Origin of the sequence: Jeotgalicoccus meleagridis (assembly GCF_903994045.1) — a bacterium.
Classification (GTDB): Bacteria; Bacillota; Bacilli; order Staphylococcales; family Salinicoccaceae; genus Jeotgalicoccus; species Jeotgalicoccus meleagridis.
The window spans coordinates 80,545-100,352 of the sequence record NZ_CAJEWD010000006.1 but is presented as its reverse complement, the minus strand read 5'-3'; the positions used below and the strand labels follow the sequence as shown (position 1 = coordinate 100,352).

18 protein-coding genes are annotated in these 19,808 nt (G+C 35.5%); 14 read left to right on the top strand and 4 right to left on the bottom strand.

What is annotated here, in order from left to right; all coding sequences use genetic code 11:
- Positions 1-144: 144 nt before the first annotated feature.
- From purE to JEOSCH030_RS04320, 9 genes are all read left to right on the top strand, one after another.
- Positions 145-627 (top strand): 5-(carboxyamino)imidazole ribonucleotide mutase, encoded by a 483-nt coding sequence (gene purE, locus JEOSCH030_RS04360; RefSeq protein WP_185125401.1) that lies wholly within the window; start codon positions 145-147, stop codon positions 625-627.
- A complete protein-coding gene (gene purK / locus JEOSCH030_RS04355; protein ID WP_185125400.1) occupies positions 614-1,726 on the top strand; it encodes a 5-(carboxyamino)imidazole ribonucleotide synthase in 1,113 nt (370 codons plus the stop codon). Before purE ends, purK begins: the two co-directional genes overlap by 14 nt.
- A gap of 33 nt (positions 1,727-1,759) precedes the next feature.
- On the top strand, positions 1,760-3,928 hold the full coding sequence (gene purL / locus JEOSCH030_RS04350; protein WP_185125399.1) for a phosphoribosylformylglycinamidine synthase subunit PurL: 2,169 nt from the start codon (positions 1,760-1,762) through the stop codon (positions 3,926-3,928).
- Positions 3,907-5,325, top strand: coding sequence for an amidophosphoribosyltransferase (gene purF / locus JEOSCH030_RS04345; protein ID WP_185125398.1), 1,419 nt, complete (start codon positions 3,907-3,909; stop codon positions 5,323-5,325). Before purL ends, purF begins: the two co-directional genes overlap by 22 nt.
- 2 nt (positions 5,326-5,327) lie before the next feature.
- Entirely contained in the window at positions 5,328-6,347 is a 1,020-nt protein-coding gene (gene purM, locus JEOSCH030_RS04340) for a phosphoribosylformylglycinamidine cyclo-ligase (protein ID WP_185125397.1), read from the top strand.
- The gene (gene purN / locus JEOSCH030_RS04335) at positions 6,340-6,915 is read left to right on the top strand and encodes a phosphoribosylglycinamide formyltransferase (RefSeq protein ID WP_185125396.1); all 576 of its coding nucleotides are present in this window, start codon (positions 6,340-6,342) and stop codon (positions 6,913-6,915) included. The genes purM and purN overlap by 8 nt, the downstream gene beginning before the upstream one ends.
- Positions 6,912-8,387, top strand: coding sequence for a bifunctional phosphoribosylaminoimidazolecarboxamide formyltransferase/IMP cyclohydrolase (gene purH / locus JEOSCH030_RS04330; RefSeq protein ID WP_185125395.1), 1,476 nt, complete (start codon positions 6,912-6,914; stop codon positions 8,385-8,387). Before purN ends, purH begins: the two co-directional genes overlap by 4 nt.
- 11 nt (positions 8,388-8,398) lie before the next feature.
- Complete coding sequence (gene purD / locus JEOSCH030_RS04325) at positions 8,399-9,649, top strand: phosphoribosylamine--glycine ligase (protein ID WP_185125394.1); 1,251 nt, start codon at positions 8,399-8,401, stop codon at positions 9,647-9,649.
- Between the two features lie 115 nt (positions 9,650-9,764).
- Entirely contained in the window at positions 9,765-11,345 is a 1,581-nt protein-coding gene (locus JEOSCH030_RS04320; RefSeq protein ID WP_185125393.1) for a glutathione ABC transporter substrate-binding protein, read from the top strand.
- A 56-nt stretch (positions 11,346-11,401) separates the two neighbouring features.
- Here JEOSCH030_RS04320 and JEOSCH030_RS04315 read toward each other — a convergent pair whose 3' ends face one another.
- Complete coding sequence (locus JEOSCH030_RS04315; RefSeq protein WP_185125392.1) at positions 11,402-11,869, bottom strand: ATP-binding response regulator; 468 nt, start codon at positions 11,867-11,869, stop codon at positions 11,402-11,404.
- Positions 11,870-12,006: 137 nt separating this feature from the next.
- Here JEOSCH030_RS04315 and JEOSCH030_RS04310 point away from each other — a divergent pair, with 137 nt between their 5' ends.
- From JEOSCH030_RS04310 to JEOSCH030_RS04295, 4 genes are all read left to right on the top strand, one after another.
- A complete protein-coding gene (locus JEOSCH030_RS04310; RefSeq protein WP_185125391.1) occupies positions 12,007-13,197 on the top strand; it encodes a DUF418 domain-containing protein in 1,191 nt (396 codons plus the stop codon).
- 95 nt (positions 13,198-13,292) lie between these two features.
- On the top strand, positions 13,293-13,898 hold the full coding sequence (locus JEOSCH030_RS04305) for a pyroglutamyl-peptidase I (protein ID WP_185125390.1): 606 nt from the start codon (positions 13,293-13,295) through the stop codon (positions 13,896-13,898).
- A 9-nt stretch (positions 13,899-13,907) separates the two neighbouring features.
- Positions 13,908-14,627 carry a glucosamine-6-phosphate deaminase gene (gene nagB, locus JEOSCH030_RS04300; RefSeq protein ID WP_185125389.1) on the top strand — a complete coding sequence of 240 codons (720 nt, stop codon included), beginning with the start codon at positions 13,908-13,910 and terminating at the stop codon, positions 14,625-14,627.
- A gap of 51 nt (positions 14,628-14,678) precedes the next feature.
- Positions 14,679-14,861, top strand: coding sequence for a hypothetical protein (locus JEOSCH030_RS04295; protein ID WP_185125388.1), 183 nt, complete (start codon positions 14,679-14,681; stop codon positions 14,859-14,861).
- A gap of 61 nt (positions 14,862-14,922) precedes the next feature.
- On the opposite strand, the gene JEOSCH030_RS04290 is transcribed toward JEOSCH030_RS04295, so the two are convergent.
- The 3 genes from JEOSCH030_RS04290 to JEOSCH030_RS04280 form a co-directional block, all read right to left on the bottom strand.
- A complete protein-coding gene (locus JEOSCH030_RS04290) occupies positions 14,923-15,297 on the bottom strand; it encodes a DUF6176 family protein (protein WP_185125387.1) in 375 nt (124 codons plus the stop codon).
- Positions 15,298-15,873: 576 nt separating this feature from the next.
- Positions 15,874-17,070 carry an ABC transporter permease gene (locus JEOSCH030_RS04285; protein WP_185125386.1) on the bottom strand — a complete coding sequence of 399 codons (1,197 nt, stop codon included), beginning with the start codon at positions 17,068-17,070 and terminating at the stop codon, positions 15,874-15,876.
- A complete protein-coding gene (locus JEOSCH030_RS04280) occupies positions 17,063-17,962 on the bottom strand; it encodes an ABC transporter ATP-binding protein (protein WP_185125385.1) in 900 nt (299 codons plus the stop codon). Before JEOSCH030_RS04280 ends, JEOSCH030_RS04285 begins: the two co-directional genes overlap by 8 nt.
- Positions 17,963-18,108: 146 nt before the next feature.
- Here JEOSCH030_RS04280 and JEOSCH030_RS04275 point away from each other — a divergent pair, with 146 nt between their 5' ends.
- A complete protein-coding gene (locus JEOSCH030_RS04275; protein ID WP_185125491.1) occupies positions 18,109-19,806 on the top strand; it encodes an ABC transporter ATP-binding protein in 1,698 nt (565 codons plus the stop codon).
- Positions 19,807-19,808: the final 2 nt, after the last annotated feature.

Genomic DNA, 19,808 nt, shown 5'->3' with positions numbered 1-19,808 from the left:
TGAAAATCCAGTTTTTTTGTACACTTTTTTAATATTCGCCTTAAATACGTACTTTAATTAAATAATAAAGGATGTTGACATTTAAAATGCGTACATTATAATTATAAGTGTAAATAATGTTCGTTAAATTGGAGGAGGGTTCAAATGGCAGTTGGAATCATTATGGGGAGCTCCTCAGATTGGGACACCATGAAGCACAGTGCCACTATTTTAAAGGATTTTGGAATTGAATTTGAAACTAAGGTGGTCAGTGCCCATAGAACACCTGAAATGATGGTTGATTATGCAAAAAATGCGCGTGCCAATGGCCTCGAAGTCATCATTGCTGGTGCTGGTGGTGCTGCACATTTACCAGGTATGGTTGCTTCACTGACTACTTTACCTGTTATCGGTGTACCAATTGAATCAAAAGCTTTAAAAGGTATGGATTCTCTTTTATCTATTGCACAAATGCCTGGTGGAATACCAGTGGCCACCCAAGCAATCGGTAAGGCTGGGGCAACAAACGCAGGGATTTTAGCAGCTAGAATCTTAGCTGTTTCCTTTTCAGAAGTTGAAGAAAAGTTAAGCCAATATCAAAGATCTCTAGAAAAGAAAGTTGAGGATATGCAAAATGACCTTAAGTAAACGTCTATATCCTGGGAGTGCCATCGGTATTATAGGTGGCGGACAACTCGGGAAGATGCTAGCACAAAGTGCTTTAAGAATGGGCTATAAAGTAATTATTTTAGATCCTTCTGAAGATGCCCCTGCTAAATCAACTTGTCACACTTTTATTCAAGCAGATTTTAGTGATCAAGAAGCGATGGAAAAATTAGCAAGCCTATCTGATGTAGTGACTTATGAATTTGAAAATATTGATGCACATATCCTACATGCATTGACTGACAATTTCTATGTACCTCAAGGTGCTGAAACAGTACTGACCCTTCAAAATAGGAGTTCTGAAAAAGATGCTATTAAAGCATCGGGGGCAAAAGTTGTGCCTTTTGAAAATGTCCACAGTAAGTCAGACATTGAAAACTTCGCAAAAACTTACGATTTTCCAGTAATCGTGAAAACAAAAACAGGCGGCTATGATGGTAAAGGTCAATACTATATAGAGAATCAAGCAGTTTTAGAAGAAGAAAATATTCCTTTTGAACAAGCTGATTTTATTGCAGAAAAATATATTGATTTAGAAGCTGAAGTTTCCTTAACGATTGCGAGAAGTACAAGTGGCCAAGTAATACATTTCCCACTTCAAGAGAACTTACATAGAGATCAGATTCTCTATAGAACGATTGCACCTTCGCGCTTTGATTACTTTGAAGAAGCAAAAAAAGAAGCAGAAAAAATTATGACTCACCTACATTTCATTGGTGTCTTTACTATCGAATACTTCTTGTCAAAAGATGGTGTACTCTATGTAAATGAAATCGCCCCAAGACCTCATAATTCAGGGCATCATTCTATAGAATCTTGTAATATTTCACAGTTTGATGCACATATTTTAGCGATTACCGCTGCAAGGATGCCAGAAGTTTATCAGCATCAAAACGCTGTCATGATGAACCTTTTAGGACAAGACTTAGATCGTTTAGAAAACGATTTGTACGATCAAGCAGAATGGAATGTACACATCTACGGAAAAACAAGTCGTCAGCCGAACAGAAAGATGGGACATGTCACCGTGTTAACAGATGACCTCGAAGCTGAATTAAAAACATTAGAGCGTAAATTTTAAATTTAACAAACTAAATTTTTGGAGGATAAATTAATGAAATTCAACGAACCTAATACTAGTGAGATTAAAGCACAGAAATTATATAGAGAAATGGGCTTAACGGACTCTGAATTTGATTTGATTTTGGACATTTTAAAAAGAGATCCTAACTATACAGAAACTGGGATTTTTTCTGCTATGTGGAGTGAACACTGTTCATATAAACATTCAAAACCATTCTTGAAACAATTTCCTACAAAAGCCGAACATGTTTTAATGGGGCCTGGTGAAGGTGCCGGAGCAGTAGATATTGGCGATAATCAAGCGGTTGTATTTAAAGTTGAATCTCATAACCACCCTTCAGCTGTGGATCCATATGAAGGGGCTGCGACTGGAATCGGTGGGATTGTTCGTGACATTGTCTCTATTGGTGCACGTCCAATCGGTCTCTTGAATTCTCTTCGTTTTGGTGAATTATCAGAATCACAAAACCAATGGTTATTGTCAGGTGTAACAAAAGGAATGTCTGACTACGGTAATACGATGGAACTACCTGCGGTATCTGGAGAAATTGAATTTGACCCTTCTTACCATGAAAATCCTTTAGTTAATGCAATGGGAGTAGGTCTCATAAATCACGACCAAATCCAAAAAGGAACTGCTAAAGGTCTAGGTAATAAAGTTGTCTACGTCGGTTTACCTACAGGTAGAGATGGAATTAATGGAGCGAGTTTTGCTTCTGGTGAACTAACAGATGACAATAGACCTGAAATTCAAAAAGGGAACCCACAAGCTGGAAAACTTTTAATGGAAGCGACACTAAAAGCAATAGATATGGAAGAACTTGTAGGAATACAAGATATGGGAGCTGCTGGTTTAACATCATCTAGTGCAGAAATGGCGGATAAGGGTAATTCTGGTATGGTCTTATACTTGGATAAAGTTCCAGTGACACATGATGATATTTCACCTTATGAAATGATGTTATCCGAGACACAAGAAAGAATGTTACTTGTTGTTGAAAATGGCTCAGAAGATAAGTTTTTATCAATGTTTGAAGAGATGGGTTTAAAAACAGCAGTCATTGGTGAAGTGACAGATGATCATCATTTAAAATTATTCTACAATGATGAACTATTTGCAGACCTACCTGTAGCACCGCTATCTGATGATGCGCCAGTTTACGTATTAGAAGGTAAAGAAGCAGGTACAGATACAGCACGTGAAGATTATTCTAATGAAGATTTAAATGAGGCGTTTGATAAATTGATCAGTCATCCGACAATGGCTGACAAGTCTTCTATTTATGAGAACTTTAATTCTACTTTCGGTGGAAACACTGTTCAGGGTCCAGGTTTTGGTGCTGGAATTGTAAATATTGAAGGTACTGACAAAGCCATCAGTATGGTCTTAGACGGTAAGAGTCGTTACGTCTATGCAGATCCATACAATGGAGGTAAAGAAGTGGTTGCTATGGCGTATAGAAGCATTATTGCTACAGGTGCTAAACCACTTGGTATGACCAACTGTTTAAACTATGGCTCGCCTGAAAAACCTGAAATCTACAAACAACTAGAGCTCTCGACTAAGGGAATGGCTGAAGCATGTGAAACACTTCAAACACCTGTTGTATCAGGAAATGTTAGTCTCTATAACGAACATAGTTCAGGTGGAATTTTACCAACACCAATTATTGGAATGGTTGGCTTAATTGAAGATGTATCTAAATTAAATCATGAAGGCGTAAATGAAGGAGATGCAATTTACTTAGTTGGTCAACTAGAAGCATCTTTTGCTGGAAGTCAGTTAGAAAAAATATTAGAAGATAAAATTAGAAAGACTGATAGAACAATCAATCTAGAAAAAGAGTTCAGAAGAGGGGACATGCTGAGAGAGAAACTTGTAAAAGGTGAAATTAATAAAATTGCACCACTAGGTCGAGGTGGACTAATTATTAAACTAGCTCAGCTTGCTGCTTTCTATGACTTAGGTGTACAAGTCAATGTTTCAGAAAGAAGAGATCTCCTGTTCTCAGAGAGTGCTTCAAATTATTTAGTGATTGCAAAAAGTGGTTTAGAAATTGATGGGGCTAAGGAAATTGGTCAACTTACGAAGTCTGGATTTACGGTCCAAGCAGAAAACTTTAAATTAGAAAGAACTTTAGAAGACTTGAAAAGTGCTTATGAGGGGGCTATTCCTGCATGCATGAACTCAGAGGGCTAAATGAAGAATGCGGCTTATTTGGAATATGGGGACATAAGGAAGCAACGGAATTAACCTATCTTGCCTTACACAGTTTACAACATCGTGGACAAGAAGGTGCAGGCATTGTCGCATCAAATGGGGAGTACCTATTTGGTGCACGTGGCATGGGCTTGTTAAATGAAGCTTTGTCAAAAGAACAGCTAGAATCTCTAAAAGAATTTCCGAAATCTATTGGACATGTGCGCTATGCAACGAGAGACTCAAGTGCTTTATCAAATGTGCAACCATTTCTCTTTAAAAGTCATATCGGGGATTTAGGATTAGCACATAACGGAAATATCGTTAATGCCCTACACATAAGACGTGCACTAGAAGATGAAGGTGCCATTTTTCAAACGACGTCAGATTCTGAAGTATTTGCACATCTCTTAAGAAGAGCAAAAGGAAAAGATAGAAAAGCCCGTATTAAAAAAGTGTTACAACAACTTAAAGGTGCCTTTGCGTTCATGATTATGAGCGAAAACTCTTTAACGATTGCCTTAGACGATCATGGTGTTAGGCCATTGATGCTAGGAAAAAAAGATGATGCTTATTGTGTAGCGAGTGAAACTTGTGCATTCCAAGCCATTGGAGCGGACTATATAAGAGATATAGAACCAGGAGAACTCATTACGATTACAGATGATGGTATTGATTTTGATAAATATACCGACTATGAAAACCCTAATCTTTGCTCTATGGAATATATTTATTTTGCAAGAGCAGATTCTGAATTTAGAGGAAATTCTACTTATAGGATTAGAAAAGCTTTGGGAGAAGAATTAGCTAAAGAAATGCCAGTCACAGCAGATATCGTTATCGGCGTTCCTGACTCAAGTTTGGCTGCAGCTAAGGGGTTTTCAGATGAGTCTGGTATCCCGAGTGAACAAGGACTCTTAAAAAACCGATATGTCGGACGGACTTTTATCGCATCAGGTCAAGAAGCTAGAGAACGCGCCGTTAGAATGAAGCTTTCACCAGTGAGAGATATTGTTGAAGGTAAAAGTGTCATCGTCATTGACGATTCTATAGTACGTGGCACGACGAGTAAGTACATTGTAAGAGCACTGAAAGAAGCGGGTGCTAGAGAAGTGCATATGGGTGTATCATCGCCTCCTTTAAAACATCCATGTTTTTACGGAATTGACGTCTCTACCCATGCTGAAATTATTGCTTCAAATAAGTCTACTGAAGAAGTGTGTGAAGAAATCGGTGCTGACTCATTAACTTATTTATCTGTAGATAGAATGCACGATGTCTATAGAAAGTTTGGTTCAAGAGGTCAATGTGATGCATGTTTTACTGGTAATTATCCAATAGAAAATATAGATGGTTTATTACCCCAAGAAAAAGATGCTAAAACGAAGGGAGTATAATTATGTCTGAACAATATAAACAAGCTGGTGTTGATATTAATGCTGGTTATGAGGCTGTCGAACAGATGAAGGGGCACGTTAAAAAAACGATGCGTAAAGAAGTGCTTGGAAGTCTCGGAGGTTTCGGTGCTGCCTTTGATCTATCTCAATTAAACATGACAAAGCCGGTACTTGTGTCAGGTACAGACGGTGTGGGTACTAAGTTGAAGCTTGCTATTGATTATGACCGTCATGACACGATTGGTATTGATGCGGTAGCTATGTGTGTGAATGACATTATTACAACAGGCGCTGAACCTTTATATTTCCTAGATTATATTGCTGTAAATAAGGTCGTACCTGAACACATTGCTGATGTGGTTAAGGGAATTTCAGAAGGTTGTATACAGTCAGATTGTGCTCTAATTGGTGGAGAAACTGCAGAAATGGGAGAAATGTATGCTGAAGGTGAGTATGATTTAGCAGGATTTGCTGTTGGTGCAGTTGAAAAAGACCAATATATAGATGGCTCATCAGTTAAAAGTGGTGACAAAATAATTGGACTTAACTCCAGTGGTATTCATTCAAACGGTTACAGTTTAGTCAGAAAAATTTTAGCTGATAATCAAATCGATGTGAATTCAGAGCTTGATGGAGAAAACTTACTTGATCTTTTATTAGAGCCAACAAGAATATACACGAAAGCAGTACAAAACGTTAAGGATAAAGTGAATATTAAGGCGATGAGTCACATTACAGGTGGTGGTTTCTACGAAAACATACCTCGTGCGCTACCAGAAAATTTAGGTGCTGAAATCAAGACAGAAACTATTCAGATTCCTAAAATACTCTCCTGGTTAATTGAAACAGCGAATTTAGATATTAATGAAGCTTACAACGTATTCAACATGGGCATTGGCTTTATTATGATTGTAGATGAAGCGGATGTTGAAGAGACACTTTCTTTATTAAGAGAAGTAAGTTATGAAGCAAGTTTGATTGGCACAATCACTTCACAAGAAGGACTTGTAATAAATGACTAAAAGAGTGGTAATATTTGCTTCTGGCGGTGGTTCAAACTTTGAAAATTTGGTTAGAAATTCCAATGATATTGGAATGGAAGTCATCGGTTTAATTGTTGATAAACCAAATGCCTTTGCCATAAATCGAGCTGAACAGCTTAAGATACCTTATTCAATTTTTGATAGAAAAGAATACAAATCAAGACAAGATTTTGAAAGTGACATCTTAGAAAAATTGTCAGAAATGGATGTGGATTATCTTATTCTTGCAGGTTTTATGAGAATTTTATCGACTGAATTTGTTGATAAATACGATAGGAAAATCATAAATATACATCCATCATTACTCCCTGCTTTTAGAGGAGCAACAGCAATTTATGATGCTTATATGTACGGGGTAAAAGTCAGCGGTGTCACTATACACTATGTAGATAGTGGAGTAGATACAGGAGAAATTATTGCACAAAAATCCTTATATATAGAAGACGGAGAAAGTCTTGATTCATTTGAAGAAAAAATTCATCAGCTCGAATATGACTTATATCCGGCTACTTTAAAAAAATTATTTAAAGGAGACGTCAGAGAATGAAGGCTTTACTTAGTGTTTCAAATAAGACAGGCATAGAAAGTTTTGCAGCAGCACTTGTTGAAGAGGGGTATGAGCTTTATTCTACAGGTGGAACTTATAAAGCATTGGTCGATGCTAATATTACCGTTAAATCGGTAAGTGAGTTGACAAATTTTAGTGAAATAATGGACGGTCGAGTAAAAACTTTACACCCTGCAATCCACGGTGGGATCTTGGCAGACCGTGATAATCCTAAACACTTAGAAGAGCTTAAGAAAAATAATATAGAGACAATTGACCTTGTTGTCGTTAACCTTTATCCGTTTAAAGAAACAGTGAGAAAAGCAAACGTGACTGAAAGTGAAGCAATTGAAAATATTGATATTGGTGGACCGACTATGCTTAGAGCGGCCGCTAAAAACTTTAAGCATGTGACTACTGTTGTCGATCCATTTGATTATGATGAGGTCATTACACGCATCAAGTCCAATACTTTAGATGAAAAGTTTAGAAAATCACTAATGATTAAAGTCTTTCGTCATACTAACGATTACGACCAAGCCATCGTTAATCACTTTTCACAAAGCGAAGAGATTTTAAGATACGGCGAAAACCCACATCAAACTGCACGTTCTGTCAAAACAAGTGATGATAAAAATACACTATTAAATGCTGAAATACTACATGGTAAAGCTTTGAGTTACAACAATTTAAGAGATGCAGATAGTGCCTTAGCTCTTGCGAGAAAGTTTGATGCACCTGTAGCAGTTGCTGTAAAACATATGAACCCTTGTGGTGTAGGAACTGGTGACAGTTTATCAGAAGCTTTTCAAAATGCTTATGAGGCTGACAGTCAATCTATCTTTGGTGGCATTGTTGCCCTCAACAAAACAGTTGACCAAGAAACCGCTGAAAAGCTCAGCAAAATCTTTTTAGAAGTCATTATTGCCCCTAATTATACTGAGGAAGCTCTAGAAATACTGACAATTAAAAAGAATATTCGCTTATTAAAAATGGATTTTTCTGATGAAGCTAAAAGTGAAGAAATGGTTAGTGTATCCGGGGGTTATTTAGTTCAGTCTAAAGACCTTGGAAAGCTTGATATGAATCACTTAGAGTTTGTCACAGATAAAAAACCAAGTGATGATGAATTAAAAGCACTTGCACTCACTTGGGAAGTAGCAAAACATGTAAAATCCAACGCGATTGTCTTAGGAAATTCTAAGCATACAACAGGTATTGGTGCTGGACAAATGAACAGAGTAGGGGCACTTAAAATCGCAGCTGAACGCTCAAGTAAGACAAAAGGAGAAGTTGTTTTAGCAAGCGATGGCTTCTTCCCAATGCCAGACACAGTTCAACTTGCTCATGACAATGGTATTAAAGCAATTATTCAACCTGGTGGCTCTAAACGTGATCAGGAATCTATAGATTTCTGTAATGAACATGGCATGGCAATGGTATTTACAGGCATGCGTCATTTCAAACATTAAGGGGATATAATATGAAGGTCTTAGTAGTAGGTAGTGGTGGAAGAGAACATGCACTTGTGAAAAAGCTAAGTGAATCAAATTATGTGAGTGAAATTCATGCGATACCCGGCAATGATAGTATGAAGCAATATGCGAATACCTACCCAGAAATTTCCGATGTTGATATTGAAAAAATCAAAGGAAAGTGTGAAAGTCTTAAAATTACTTGGGCGATTATTGGTCCAGAGGCACCTTTAAATATTGGCTTAACCGATTCTTTGGAAGAGATTGGTGTAAAAGTATTTGGACCGAGGAAATTGGAAGCTCAATTAGAATCGTCTAAGGAATTTGCTAAAAAGATAATGCAGCAATATGATATTCCAACTGCTGATTACCGAGTATTTTATAGTAAAGTTGAAGCACGAAAATATATTGAAGAAAAGGGTGCACCGATTGTTCTAAAAAAAGATGGCTTAGCTGCAGGTAAAGGTGTTGCTGTTGCTATGACTATAGAAGATGCACTTAAAGCACTGGATGATATGTTAGATGAATCAACAGAAGAAGGACTAGTCATTGAAGAATTTCTCGAAGGAGAGGAATTCAGCTTGATGGTCTTAGTAAATGGGTCTTATATATTACCATTTGATATTATTGCCCAAGACCATAAGAGAGCCTATGATCATGATCAAGGACCAAACACAGGAGGTATGGGTGCATATGCGCCAGTGACTCATCTAGGTGATAAAGTCATTGAAGAGGCAATAGAAAAAATCGTTCAGCCTATGGCAGATGCAATGGTTGAAGAAGGATTGAATTACTTCGGTGTCATGTACCTTGGAGCGATTATTACTAAAGACGGCATTAAAGTGATTGAATTTAATGCGAGATTTGGTGATCCTGAAGCTCAAATTCTCTTGTCACTTTTAGAATCTGATTTAATTGAAGTTTTAGAAGCGGTAAATGATAAAAAAGACTATCAATTACAATTCTCTGCTGACTCTATGCTTGGCATTATTTTAGCTTCCAAAGGTTATCCGGAGACAGCAACTAAAGGTCTAGGAGTAAAAATTCCAACCATACTCAATGATCAAGTATTTAATAGTGGCTTAAAACAAGTAGATGGTGAAAACTTCGAAACTGTTGGTGGCCGAACTCTTTTAGTGACTGCTAGAGGAGAAAATCTAGAAGCAGCAAAACTTGCAGCTTATAACAATCTTAAACAAGTCGAGTTTCATGATGGCGATCTGTTTTATCGAACAGATATTGGTGCCAAAGGACTCTAAATACAACCTTTCATTTCTAAAAAAGAAGTGAAAGGTTTTTTACCATTAAATTACACTAGCGTAAAATTGCAAATCATAGTACAATAATAGGGATTAAGATTAGGAGGCGTCATGAATGAAAAAGTACTTGTTACCATTACTGACTTTGATCGTTCTTGTCCTCGCTGCTTGTACATCTGACAGTGAGGTTGAAGAAGAGGTATCTGAGTCAGAGGAAGGTGGGTCATCCTCTGGTGAGGCAATTGATTTCAGTATCATGTCCTTACCAAATTCACTAGATCCACATGCAGCAAACGATGGTTATTCTTTATATGTGATGACTAACATATATGAAACTTTAGTCAAACTAAATCAGGACTTGGAGTTAGAGCCAGGTTTGGCTGAAAGTTATGAACAAACTTCAGACACGACTTGGGAATTTAAATTGAGAGAAGGAATTAAATTCCATGATGGTAGTGACTTCAATGCAGAGGTTGTTAAAGCTAACTTAGACCGTGTACGTGATGAAGAAGTTGCATCTCCACTTGCATTTTTATTTACTGAAATATCAGAGGTTGAAATTGTAGATGACTATACGGTTAATATACATACAAAACAACCATTCGCTGCCTTACCAGCTCATTTAGCACATCCAGGTGGGCATATGATTAGTAAGGAAGTCATCGATAAGGACTATGCTGAGATGGAAGAAGGCGGCAATCCTTTAACTGAAGTAAATAAAACACCGGTGGGTACAGGTTTCTTTAAATTTGAAGATATTACTGAAGGAGAACAAATTACTTTAGTTCGTAATGAGGACTATTGGGGAGATCCTGCAAAACCTGAATCGATTACATTTAGAGCAGTACCAGAAGATCAGTCCCGTATCGCTGAATTAACCGCAGGAACCGCAGACATTATCTATCCGATGGATCCGAATGATGTAGAACAAGTTGATTCTAGCCAAGAAGCAGAAGTTCAGCAACGTCCAAGTGCCAACATGACATACTTAGGATTTAATACAGAAAAAGAGCCATTTAATGATGAAAATGTTAGGTTAGCTATTGCTTCTGCAATCGATAAAAATGCAATCATAGAAAATATATTGGTCGGTATACACGAAGTTGCAGAAACACCATTAAACCCGACTGTTTTCGGTCATAGCGATGATCTTGAGCCTATAGAATACGATTTAGAAGAAGCAAAAAATTACTTAGCAGAAAGTGATTACCCAGATGGTTTCACTGCTGAAGTTGTATTAAACTCTAGAACACACCAAGATGTTGCGACTTATATTCAAGAAGTGCTTAAAGAGTTAAACATAGACCTTGAAATATCCTTAATGGAAGCAGGTGCTTACCAAGAGTATACTGCTAATGGTGATCATGAAATGTTCATCGGTGGATGGGGTACTGTGACTCTAGATGCAGACTACGGACTTTACCCAATGTTCCATTCAGACAATATCGGAGCACCAGGTAATAGAACTAGATATTCTAATCCAGAAGTTGATGAACTATTAGACAAAGCTCGAGTAGAGCTTGATGAGGAGACCAGACTTCAAATGTATGAAGATGCACAACAAATCATTATAGATGAAGAACCATTAATTCCAATCTTCCATACGAAATTACTCACCGGTATCAATTCGAATTTAGATGGTTACTACCAATATCCAAGTAGTTTCCCTTACCTAAAAGATCTTGAACCTAAGTAAATAAAGTATCAAAATTAAAAAAGTAGGTCTGACTAATAAAGTCAGATCTACTTTTTTTATCTTAAAGTAATTAAAAATTTAACGCCTTGATTTGTCGGTAGGATAGTCAAGTTTCCACTATGAAAAATTATTGCGTCTTGAATAACAGAAAAGCCAATACCGTGATGCTCGTCCCTTTCTTTTGTTGTTCCACCACTAGTCATCAGATAGTCTAATTCATTTCTATCAATCCCTACACCATTATCTTCATAACTTAAACTGATTCCATCGTGTACATCATTAAGTTCAATGTGGATGTCAGGATTTATCTCATTATGATCGATGTATTTTAGCAGTTGGTAGCCATTTTCATTTTCGAGATTTAAATCTAAGAGTAGTATTTGAAAGTTGTCACTTAATAATAACGATTTAGCCTCAGGCAAATTACGAGCTGAGTATATATTTGAAATATTTTGTGAAGATAAGCTTAAATGAATCAACTCTCTAATATCCTTATCATCTTCGACAATTAATATTTTGTTCATTATATGCACCTCAACTCTTATTGTAGAGGGTGAAAAAATTCTTAGCCACAAAGACATAAATAATTAAGGTGGATTTAAGGTAGCTTTAAAATTAAATTAAGAAGCGAAGATTAAACTAAATTCTGAGGTGAATATATATGAGAATAAAGAGCGCAGATGCTATTAGAGGTTTTAGCCTCTTTGGTATTTTGATGGCTAATTTATTAATCTTTCAATTTGGTCTATCAGGTAAGGAGCACATAGAATATTATCAAATGTCTCCAGTTAATTATGGTTTTTATCAGTTTGTAAAAGTTGTGTTTGAAGGCAGCTTTATGCCAATTTTTGCAATTTTATTTGGCTTTTCAATGGATAAACTATTTCAATCTATGAAGAAAAAGGAAATGAAGTGGAAGCGACTAAAACTACTATTTAGAGCAATAGGTTTGATTATACTCGGTCTCTTACATTCCTATTTTATTTGGGAAGGGGATATTCTCTTAGCCTACGGTGTTGCAATGATAATTGTAATTCCTTTTATTAGTCTACCGACTTGGTTTTACAGAATCATTTCCTATCTAATCATCGGTACCTTACTTCTATTGACTACAGCGAGCTTTTTTGTGCCGAGTGAAGAAAGTGTAGCTAGTGGTAATGAGGAAGAGATTAAATCATACATGACTGAAATGGTTGATAGTTATCAAAATGGTACTTATAGTGAAATTTTTGATTTAAGACAGGACTTAGAAGATCCAATTATGGAAGAGGAATTTAAAGAGATGGATGAAATCGGACCGTTTGTCCTTCTGGTTGCTGTATTTTTCCCAGCTTTAGGTTTTATGTTTGGTATATATTTATCTAGGGTGAATTGGTTTCAAAAAGATGCTTTTAAGTTTTGGTCCAATAAAATTTTTATCTATTTAATACCAGTTTGTATCATTATCAAGTCTTCTATTTACTGGTTAAATGATAGTGATTTAGCATCAAATCTTAATTTGACCTTTGGTCTCTTACTAGCATTTTCATTTATGTGTCTAATTAAATATTTATATCAAAAATATGAAAATAGTCTCTTCTTAACTGGTATGAAGAGCATTGGAAAACTATCCTTATCTATGTATATTTTACAAAGTATCTTTGGAACATTAGTGTTTTACGGATATGGTCTTGGTTTATTTGGTAAAGATATATTTATGGTGTCAGTATTTGTTTTTATCGCCTTCTACATTTTACAAATGTACTTAGCCATTTGGTATTTGAAGCATTTCTCTTATGGTCCATTAGAGTATCTACTACGTATCATTACTTATTTACGCATAAGTAAGAAAAAATGGGTGAAGTCTAGCTAGGACGTCTCAGGATAGAAGTTTGACACTTTTTAGGCTATTTGTGATATTATTTACTTACTACTTATACAAAATAGTAGTTTAAAGGAATGATATTAATGAAAAAATTACTATTAACAGGTTACGAACCATTTTTGAGATTTAAAACCAATCCTACTGCATCTGTAGTAGAGAGCCTAGATGGGAAATCCATTGGTGGCTACGAAATTATTGGTAAAGTATACCCTGTTGAATTTGGAGAAATTAATAGCATCATTGAAGCGGATATTGACAAAATTGAACCAGATGCAATCTTGTCTTTAGGCTTAGCAAATGGCATTAAAAGCATTCATCTTGAACGTATCGCTATAAATACAATTGATGGACGTGAAGATAACACAGGATTTAAACCTAATGGAGAAAAAATTTATGAAGATGGTGCAGATGGACTATTTTCTAAATTGCCTTTGAAGCACTTAGAACAGGCTCTTTTAGATGAAGGAATTCCTGTGGCTATATCAAACTCTGCAGGCACTTATCTGTGTAATAACTTAATGTATAGTGAGCTATACATCTTAAACAAAAAACAATTAGATATTCCTGCAGGATTTATTCACGTACCAGCCAATCATGAAATTGGTATTAAAGAAAAAGTAGCGAGCTGGCCACAAGAAGAAATTACAAAAGCAATACACATCTTGATCGAGAACTTGCAGGAAAACTAGGAGGATATAATGTACTTAATTAAAGTAAATTCATACCAAGAAATGAGCGACAAAGCAGCTGATATTTTATTTGATGTAATCACAAGTAAAGAAAGACCAGTGATCGGTTTAGCAACAGGATCTACACCAGAAGGTACTTACAAGGCCCTTAGTGATAAATTAAATTCAAGTACTGTCGATCAATCTAAAATTACAACATTTAATTTAGATGAATATGTTGGTTTAGATCGTAATCACAATCAAAGCTATGCTTATTATATGAATGAAAACTTCTTCAATCATGTTTCTATTCCAGAAGAAAACATTAACTTATTAAATGGTAAAGCAGCTGATGAGGAAGAAGAAGTAAAAAGTTATGAAGAAAAAATTGATGAACAAGGTTTAGATATCCAACTCCTAGGTATTGGTCGTAATGGACATATTGCCTTTAATGAGCCAGGTACTTCATTTGATTCTTTAACTCATGCAGTAGAATTGACAGAAGAAACAATTGAAGATAACTCAAGATTCTTTGATGATAAAGAAAGCGTACCAAGTAGAGCCTTATCAATGGGACTTAAATCTATTATGAAAGCAAAAAAAATTCTTATCTTAATCAATGGTGAGAATAAAAAAGAAGCACTAAGTGAATTGTTAAATGGGGTAGTGACAGAAGAAAATCCTGCATCTATCTTAAACAATCACCCTGATGTGACTATTATTGCGGATAGTGCTGCAATTGGTGAATAGTAGAAAGATATGAGATAATACTTCTAATACCTCGGTGTTAGGAGTATTTTTATGAGCGAAAACAAACAAAAAATTATCTATACACTTGCCATGCTTTTGATCTTTTTAGTCTTGGCTAATACAATGATTGAAGTAAACTGGTCACTGCAAGTATTTGCTATAATCTTTGCGGGATACTATGTGCTTATGGCTTATAGAGAAATTAAAAAAGAAGAGAAAGATAGAGAAATCTAAAGATTTCTCTTTTTTTATAAAAAAATCCATGACAATTATGCCATGGATTAGTCTAATAATATTAGATTTTAGAAAACTGTTCTTCTGCAGCAACTTCAATTTTTTCTTTAATACGTTTTGGTATCATAACAACTTCTGTTTTTAAATTTTTAGGACGATAGGTAATATCGATACATTTATTAAAATATTCAAGGTGTTTCTTATCTATACATTGTTCACTTTCACTGCTAGAATCTCCATCATCTGCCTGAATAGAATACCAGTAAAGATAATCGAAATCGCCCATTGTATCACGCATAATTGTCTCAACAAACATCTTCTCACCGTCTAAAGTAAGCAGGGCATCATTTAAATGATCATTTAAAAATGCCATCCATTCATCGACTAGCTCTTCCTTACCTTTTTTCACCCTAAATCTCGTTAACTCTACTTGCATAATTCAGGACTCCTTTGATTTATTCTCCATCATAATACACCATTTAAAAGCAATGTCAACAAGTCTACACAAGATAAATTTTAAAACTTTGACTTAAGAATTTTTAGAAATTTATAGTAATGAATTTTCAATCAGTCATGCTCTATAAAATGCATTGAAGTCGCTGATAATCTGTATAATCCATACATTTATATGTATATATTTATAAGGGTGGGACTAGGGAAAAAGCTCAGTCTCTAGGTCTAAAATCGATGAAAATTCCATTAGGTCTATCAAAAGAGATGACGAATGGAAAATATGAGCAAAAAGTTCCATTAGGTTTGTTAAAAGAGATGTCGAATGGAAAATATGAGCAAAAAATTCCATAAGGTCTGTTAAAAGAGATGTCGAAAGGAAAATACGAGCAAAAAATTCCATTAGGTCTGTTAAAAGAGATGTCGAATGGAAAATATGAGCAAAAAATTCCATTAAGTTTATCAAAAATAATCTTGAATGAAAAAACCTTGAAAACTATATTTTAGTATTCCAGGTCATTACTGATAGGTTTAGGATTTATATCCCAGCCCCATAAGAATTTTATTTTCTTATTCTCTTAATATTTTTCATGATGCCTGATTCAGTTGAAAGTACGCTGCGTTTGTAAACATAAGCGGCGAGTAGTAGTACTAAGATAATTGAGACAACCATTATGGCAATACCGATTAGCATAGGACCATGACCTGTACTTGATACAAGTAGTCTGAGCGGCATGACAAATGGTGTGAAGAATGGAACATAGCTTGATACAGTGACAAGTATGTGGTCTGCAAAATTTATCCCCATTAAAGCCACCATATAACCGATCATAGAGATAAAAGTGAGGGGCATCATACCTTGTTGAATATCTTCCATACGGCTAATAAATGAACCGAGCATAGCAGCGATGGAAAGGTAAAGTGCCAAGCCTAAGATAACAAATATGATACAGTAAACGATTAGCTTAACTGTTTGCTCATTTGTTTCTAGACCAAACTGGTCGAGTAAAGCTTGTGAGTCTGATAAATAAAAGGCGAGTAGTCCGCCAAGTGAAATAAGTAGTACTTGAATCACACTGACACAAATAATAGCTGAAATTTTTGCCATTAAGTGTTGGACAGGACGTATACTTGAGACAATCATTTCAATAACTCTTGAAGATTTCTCATTGGCGATTTCCATAGCAATCTGGTTAGCATAGCTTAAGATAATGATAAACATCAAGATGACTGAGAAGTAGAAAATGACCATGTTGAGAATGTTGAACTCGTCATCAGCCCCTTCCTCATAGCCAGAGCTATCTTCTTTAGAGACTAGGAATTGTACAGGGACTTCTTGATATATTTCATTCACTTCTTCTTCTGATAAATTTAAGTTTTGAAGCACGTATGACTGATGCGTATCGTTTAATGCGAGCTGTATATTTTGCTCATCTGTACTTGATAGTTCATCTTCACTTTTTACTTCCGCTTCAATAGGATCAGTATTCGTAATTTCTATTGTCGTTCCACCATCAGCATCTACAACTTCAAGTTCTTCATCATAAGTTTGTAGAATCGATGTAAAAGTTGCCTTGAACTCTTCATCAGCAATAATTTCAACTTCTTTATTTTCTTCAGAGTCGAAGAGATCGATAATTTTATCGAAATTAAAGGCTAAGAACATACCGGCAATAATAAGGAGTGTTGTAAATATAAATGATTTTGCTTTAACTTTAGAGAAGAAGGTAAGTTTAAAGGTAGCTAAAAATTTATTCATAATCACGACCTACTTTCGCTATAAAGATATCGTTTAAGGAAGGTTCATTGACTTGGAATCTCTTGAAGTAACCAAGTTTAGTAATGGCTGAGTAAATATCTTCTGCATACTTTTCATCAGCAATTTTTAAGGTCGTTTGTTTGCGAATCTGTTTGATATCAAGCACACCTTCTTGATCTTTTAAGAAAGATATATCGTGATCCCCTTCAATAATGATTTCTTTCTGACCAAAGTCACTTTTAATTTGGTCAATATTACCACTAATAATCTGCTTACCTCTATCCAAAATACATAATTCTTCACACAGTTCTTCAACGTGTTCCATGCGATGGGTAGAGAAGATTATAGTAGAACCATTCTTATTCAAATCTTTTACAGCATCTTTTAGTAATTCAACGTTAATGGGATCTAGACCACTGAATGGCTCATCTAAGATGATGAGTTCAGGATTGTGAATAATCGAAGCAATTAATTGGATTTTTTGTTGATTTCCTTTTGATAATTTTTCAATTTTTTTAGTTTTATTTTCTGTCACTTTGAATCTTTCTAACCAGTAATCTAAAGCTTGGTCAGCTTCTTTTCGTGACATACCTTTAAGCTCTGCTAAATATAAGACTTGTTCTTTAACAGTGAGTTTTGGGTGGAGTCCTCTTTCTTCTGGTAGATATCCAATGCTGTTGGTCATGTCATAGCCAATCTTTTTCCCCTTATAAAGTATGGAACCTGAAGTCGGCGTGAGAAGTTGTAAAATCATTCTAAAAGTCGTTGTCTTACCTGCACCATTACCACCGAGAAATCCATACATGCTACCGGATGGTACATTAATGTTGATAGAGTCTACCGCTTTGTTGTTACCAAACACTTTCGTAACATCACTAATTTCAAGAGCCATAGTCCCGTCCTCCCATGTTTTGATAGTATTATCATACCATACTGATATTGTTCAAAAAAACAGTTACAATGTAAAATGTAAATCATAAAATACGAAGAGGTGACAAGTTGGAAAGTGTTGAAGAAAAAGCTTCATTTAAAAAATTTATGGGATTAATCAAACAGACAAAGATTAAGAAACCCTTGTTTTTTGGAGGGATATTTTTAACTTTGATAGGTACCTTAGGTTCTTTAATGGTACCGCTCTTAACACAAATGTTTATAGATGGATTTGATACATCATTAATAAGCACACCCTTAGTGGTTCTCATTATAGGTGTTTTCTTATTCAGTGCAGTAATCGATGGTGTGTCATATTATATGTTGGCAAAAATTGGTCAGACTGTTGTTCAGCGATTAAGAGAAATGGTATGGGATAAATTTCTCAATTTACCTGTTTCTTATTTCGATAAAACGAAAAGTGGAGAGTCAGTCTCTAGAGTTGTCAACGATACAAGTATCATTCAAAATTTAATTACAAGTCATTTCCCACAGTTAATCAGTGGCTTAGTCAGTATAGTCGGAGCAGTGATTATCCTCTTCTTAATGGACTGGAAATTAACACTCATTATGTTTATCGCACTACCGATATCAATCGTTGTAATTTTACCACTTGGTAGACGTATGCAAAAGGTCTCTAAGAAATTACAGGATGAAACTGCCACTTTCACAGGGTCGATACAAGAGACTTTGAGTGAAATCAGACTGATGAAGTCATTCAATGCTGAACGATATGAACAAGAAAAAGGACGCCGTGGAATTAAAGAGCTATATAAATACGGGATGAAAGAAGCAATTATCAATGCTTTATTATCACCGATTATGTACACGGTGATGATGTTCGTGATTATTTTAGTCATTGGTTATGGTGGTATTAGAGTAGCTGACGGTTCCATGTCAATTGGAACACTAGTTGCATTTTTACTTTATTTATTCCAAATAATGATGCCAATGACGATGTTTGCGATGTTCTTTACAGAATATAACAAAGCACTTGGAGCAACAGGTCGAATCATGGGCATTTTAGATATGACGGATGAGAAGTCTGGAGAAGAACGTCTAGAGCTCGCTTATAATACTTTGGAATTTGATAATGTCTCTTTTGGTTACGGAGATACAGCAGTTTTAGAAAACATATCCTTCCAAGCAAATAATAATCAAAAAGTTGCTTTCGTTGGACCAAGTGGTAGTGGTAAATCCACGATTTTTTCTTTAATTGAACGATACTACAATGTTTGGACTGGACAAATTAGGGTCGACGGTATTAATATAGAAAAATTAGATTTAAAACATTATCGTTCTGGTATTGGTTACGTCGCACAAGAAAGTGCTATTGTCTCAGGGACAATTAGAGAAAATATTACTTATGGCTTAGATGAATCGGCTTATAGTGAAGAAGATATAGAGCGAGCTGTTAGACAATCTTATACAAAAGAGTTCATTGATGATCTAGAAGAAGGACTCGATACCGAAGTCGGTGAACGTGGTGTTAAACTATCTGGTGGTCAGCGTCAGAGAATCGGTATTGCCAGAGCGTTTTTAAGAAATCCTAAAATATTGATGTTAGATGAAGCTACAGCAAGTCTTGATTCAGAATCAGAAAAATATATCGGTGAAGCTTTAAACGAACTGATGTCAGGACGTACAGTCTTAGTTATTGCGCACCGTTTATCAACAATTGTCAATTCAGATAAGATATACTTCATTGATAGTGGTAAATTGACCGGACAAGGCAACCATGAAAGTTTAATGGAGACTCATGATAGGTATAGAGAATTTACTAAGCAGCAATTTGGAGAAGATTAGAG

Excerpts from the sequence above, each read along its gene's own strand:
- purE (WP_185125401.1), top strand. The coding sequence starts at position 145 with ATGGCAGTTGGAATCATTATGGGGAGCTCCTCAGATTGGGACACCATG.
- purK (WP_185125400.1), top strand. The coding sequence starts at position 614 with ATGACCTTAAGTAAACGTCTATATCCTGGGAGTGCCATCGGTATTATA.
- purL (WP_185125399.1), top strand. The coding sequence starts at position 1,760 with ATGAAATTCAACGAACCTAATACTAGTGAGATTAAAGCACAGAAATTA.
- purF (WP_185125398.1), top strand. The coding sequence starts at position 3,907 with ATGCATGAACTCAGAGGGCTAAATGAAGAATGCGGCTTATTTGGAATA.
- purM (WP_185125397.1), top strand. The coding sequence starts at position 5,328 with ATGTCTGAACAATATAAACAAGCTGGTGTTGATATTAATGCTGGTTAT.
- purN (WP_185125396.1), top strand. The coding sequence starts at position 6,340 with ATGACTAAAAGAGTGGTAATATTTGCTTCTGGCGGTGGTTCAAACTTT.
- purH (WP_185125395.1), top strand. The coding sequence starts at position 6,912 with ATGAAGGCTTTACTTAGTGTTTCAAATAAGACAGGCATAGAAAGTTTT.
- purD (WP_185125394.1), top strand. The coding sequence starts at position 8,399 with ATGAAGGTCTTAGTAGTAGGTAGTGGTGGAAGAGAACATGCACTTGTG.
- JEOSCH030_RS04320 (WP_185125393.1), top strand. The coding sequence starts at position 9,765 with ATGAAAAAGTACTTGTTACCATTACTGACTTTGATCGTTCTTGTCCTC.
- JEOSCH030_RS04315 (WP_185125392.1), bottom strand. The coding sequence starts at position 11,869 with ATGAACAAAATATTAATTGTCGAAGATGATAAGGATATTAGAGAGTTG.
- JEOSCH030_RS04310 (WP_185125391.1), top strand. The coding sequence starts at position 12,007 with ATGAGAATAAAGAGCGCAGATGCTATTAGAGGTTTTAGCCTCTTTGGT.
- JEOSCH030_RS04305 (WP_185125390.1), top strand. The coding sequence starts at position 13,293 with ATGAAAAAATTACTATTAACAGGTTACGAACCATTTTTGAGATTTAAA.
- nagB (WP_185125389.1), top strand. The coding sequence starts at position 13,908 with ATGTACTTAATTAAAGTAAATTCATACCAAGAAATGAGCGACAAAGCA.
- JEOSCH030_RS04295 (WP_185125388.1), top strand. The coding sequence starts at position 14,679 with ATGAGCGAAAACAAACAAAAAATTATCTATACACTTGCCATGCTTTTG.
- JEOSCH030_RS04290 (WP_185125387.1), bottom strand. The coding sequence starts at position 15,297 with ATGCAAGTAGAGTTAACGAGATTTAGGGTGAAAAAAGGTAAGGAAGAG.
- JEOSCH030_RS04285 (WP_185125386.1), bottom strand. The coding sequence starts at position 17,070 with ATGAATAAATTTTTAGCTACCTTTAAACTTACCTTCTTCTCTAAAGTT.
- JEOSCH030_RS04280 (WP_185125385.1), bottom strand. The coding sequence starts at position 17,962 with ATGGCTCTTGAAATTAGTGATGTTACGAAAGTGTTTGGTAACAACAAA.
- JEOSCH030_RS04275 (WP_185125491.1), top strand. The coding sequence starts at position 18,109 with ATGGGATTAATCAAACAGACAAAGATTAAGAAACCCTTGTTTTTTGGA.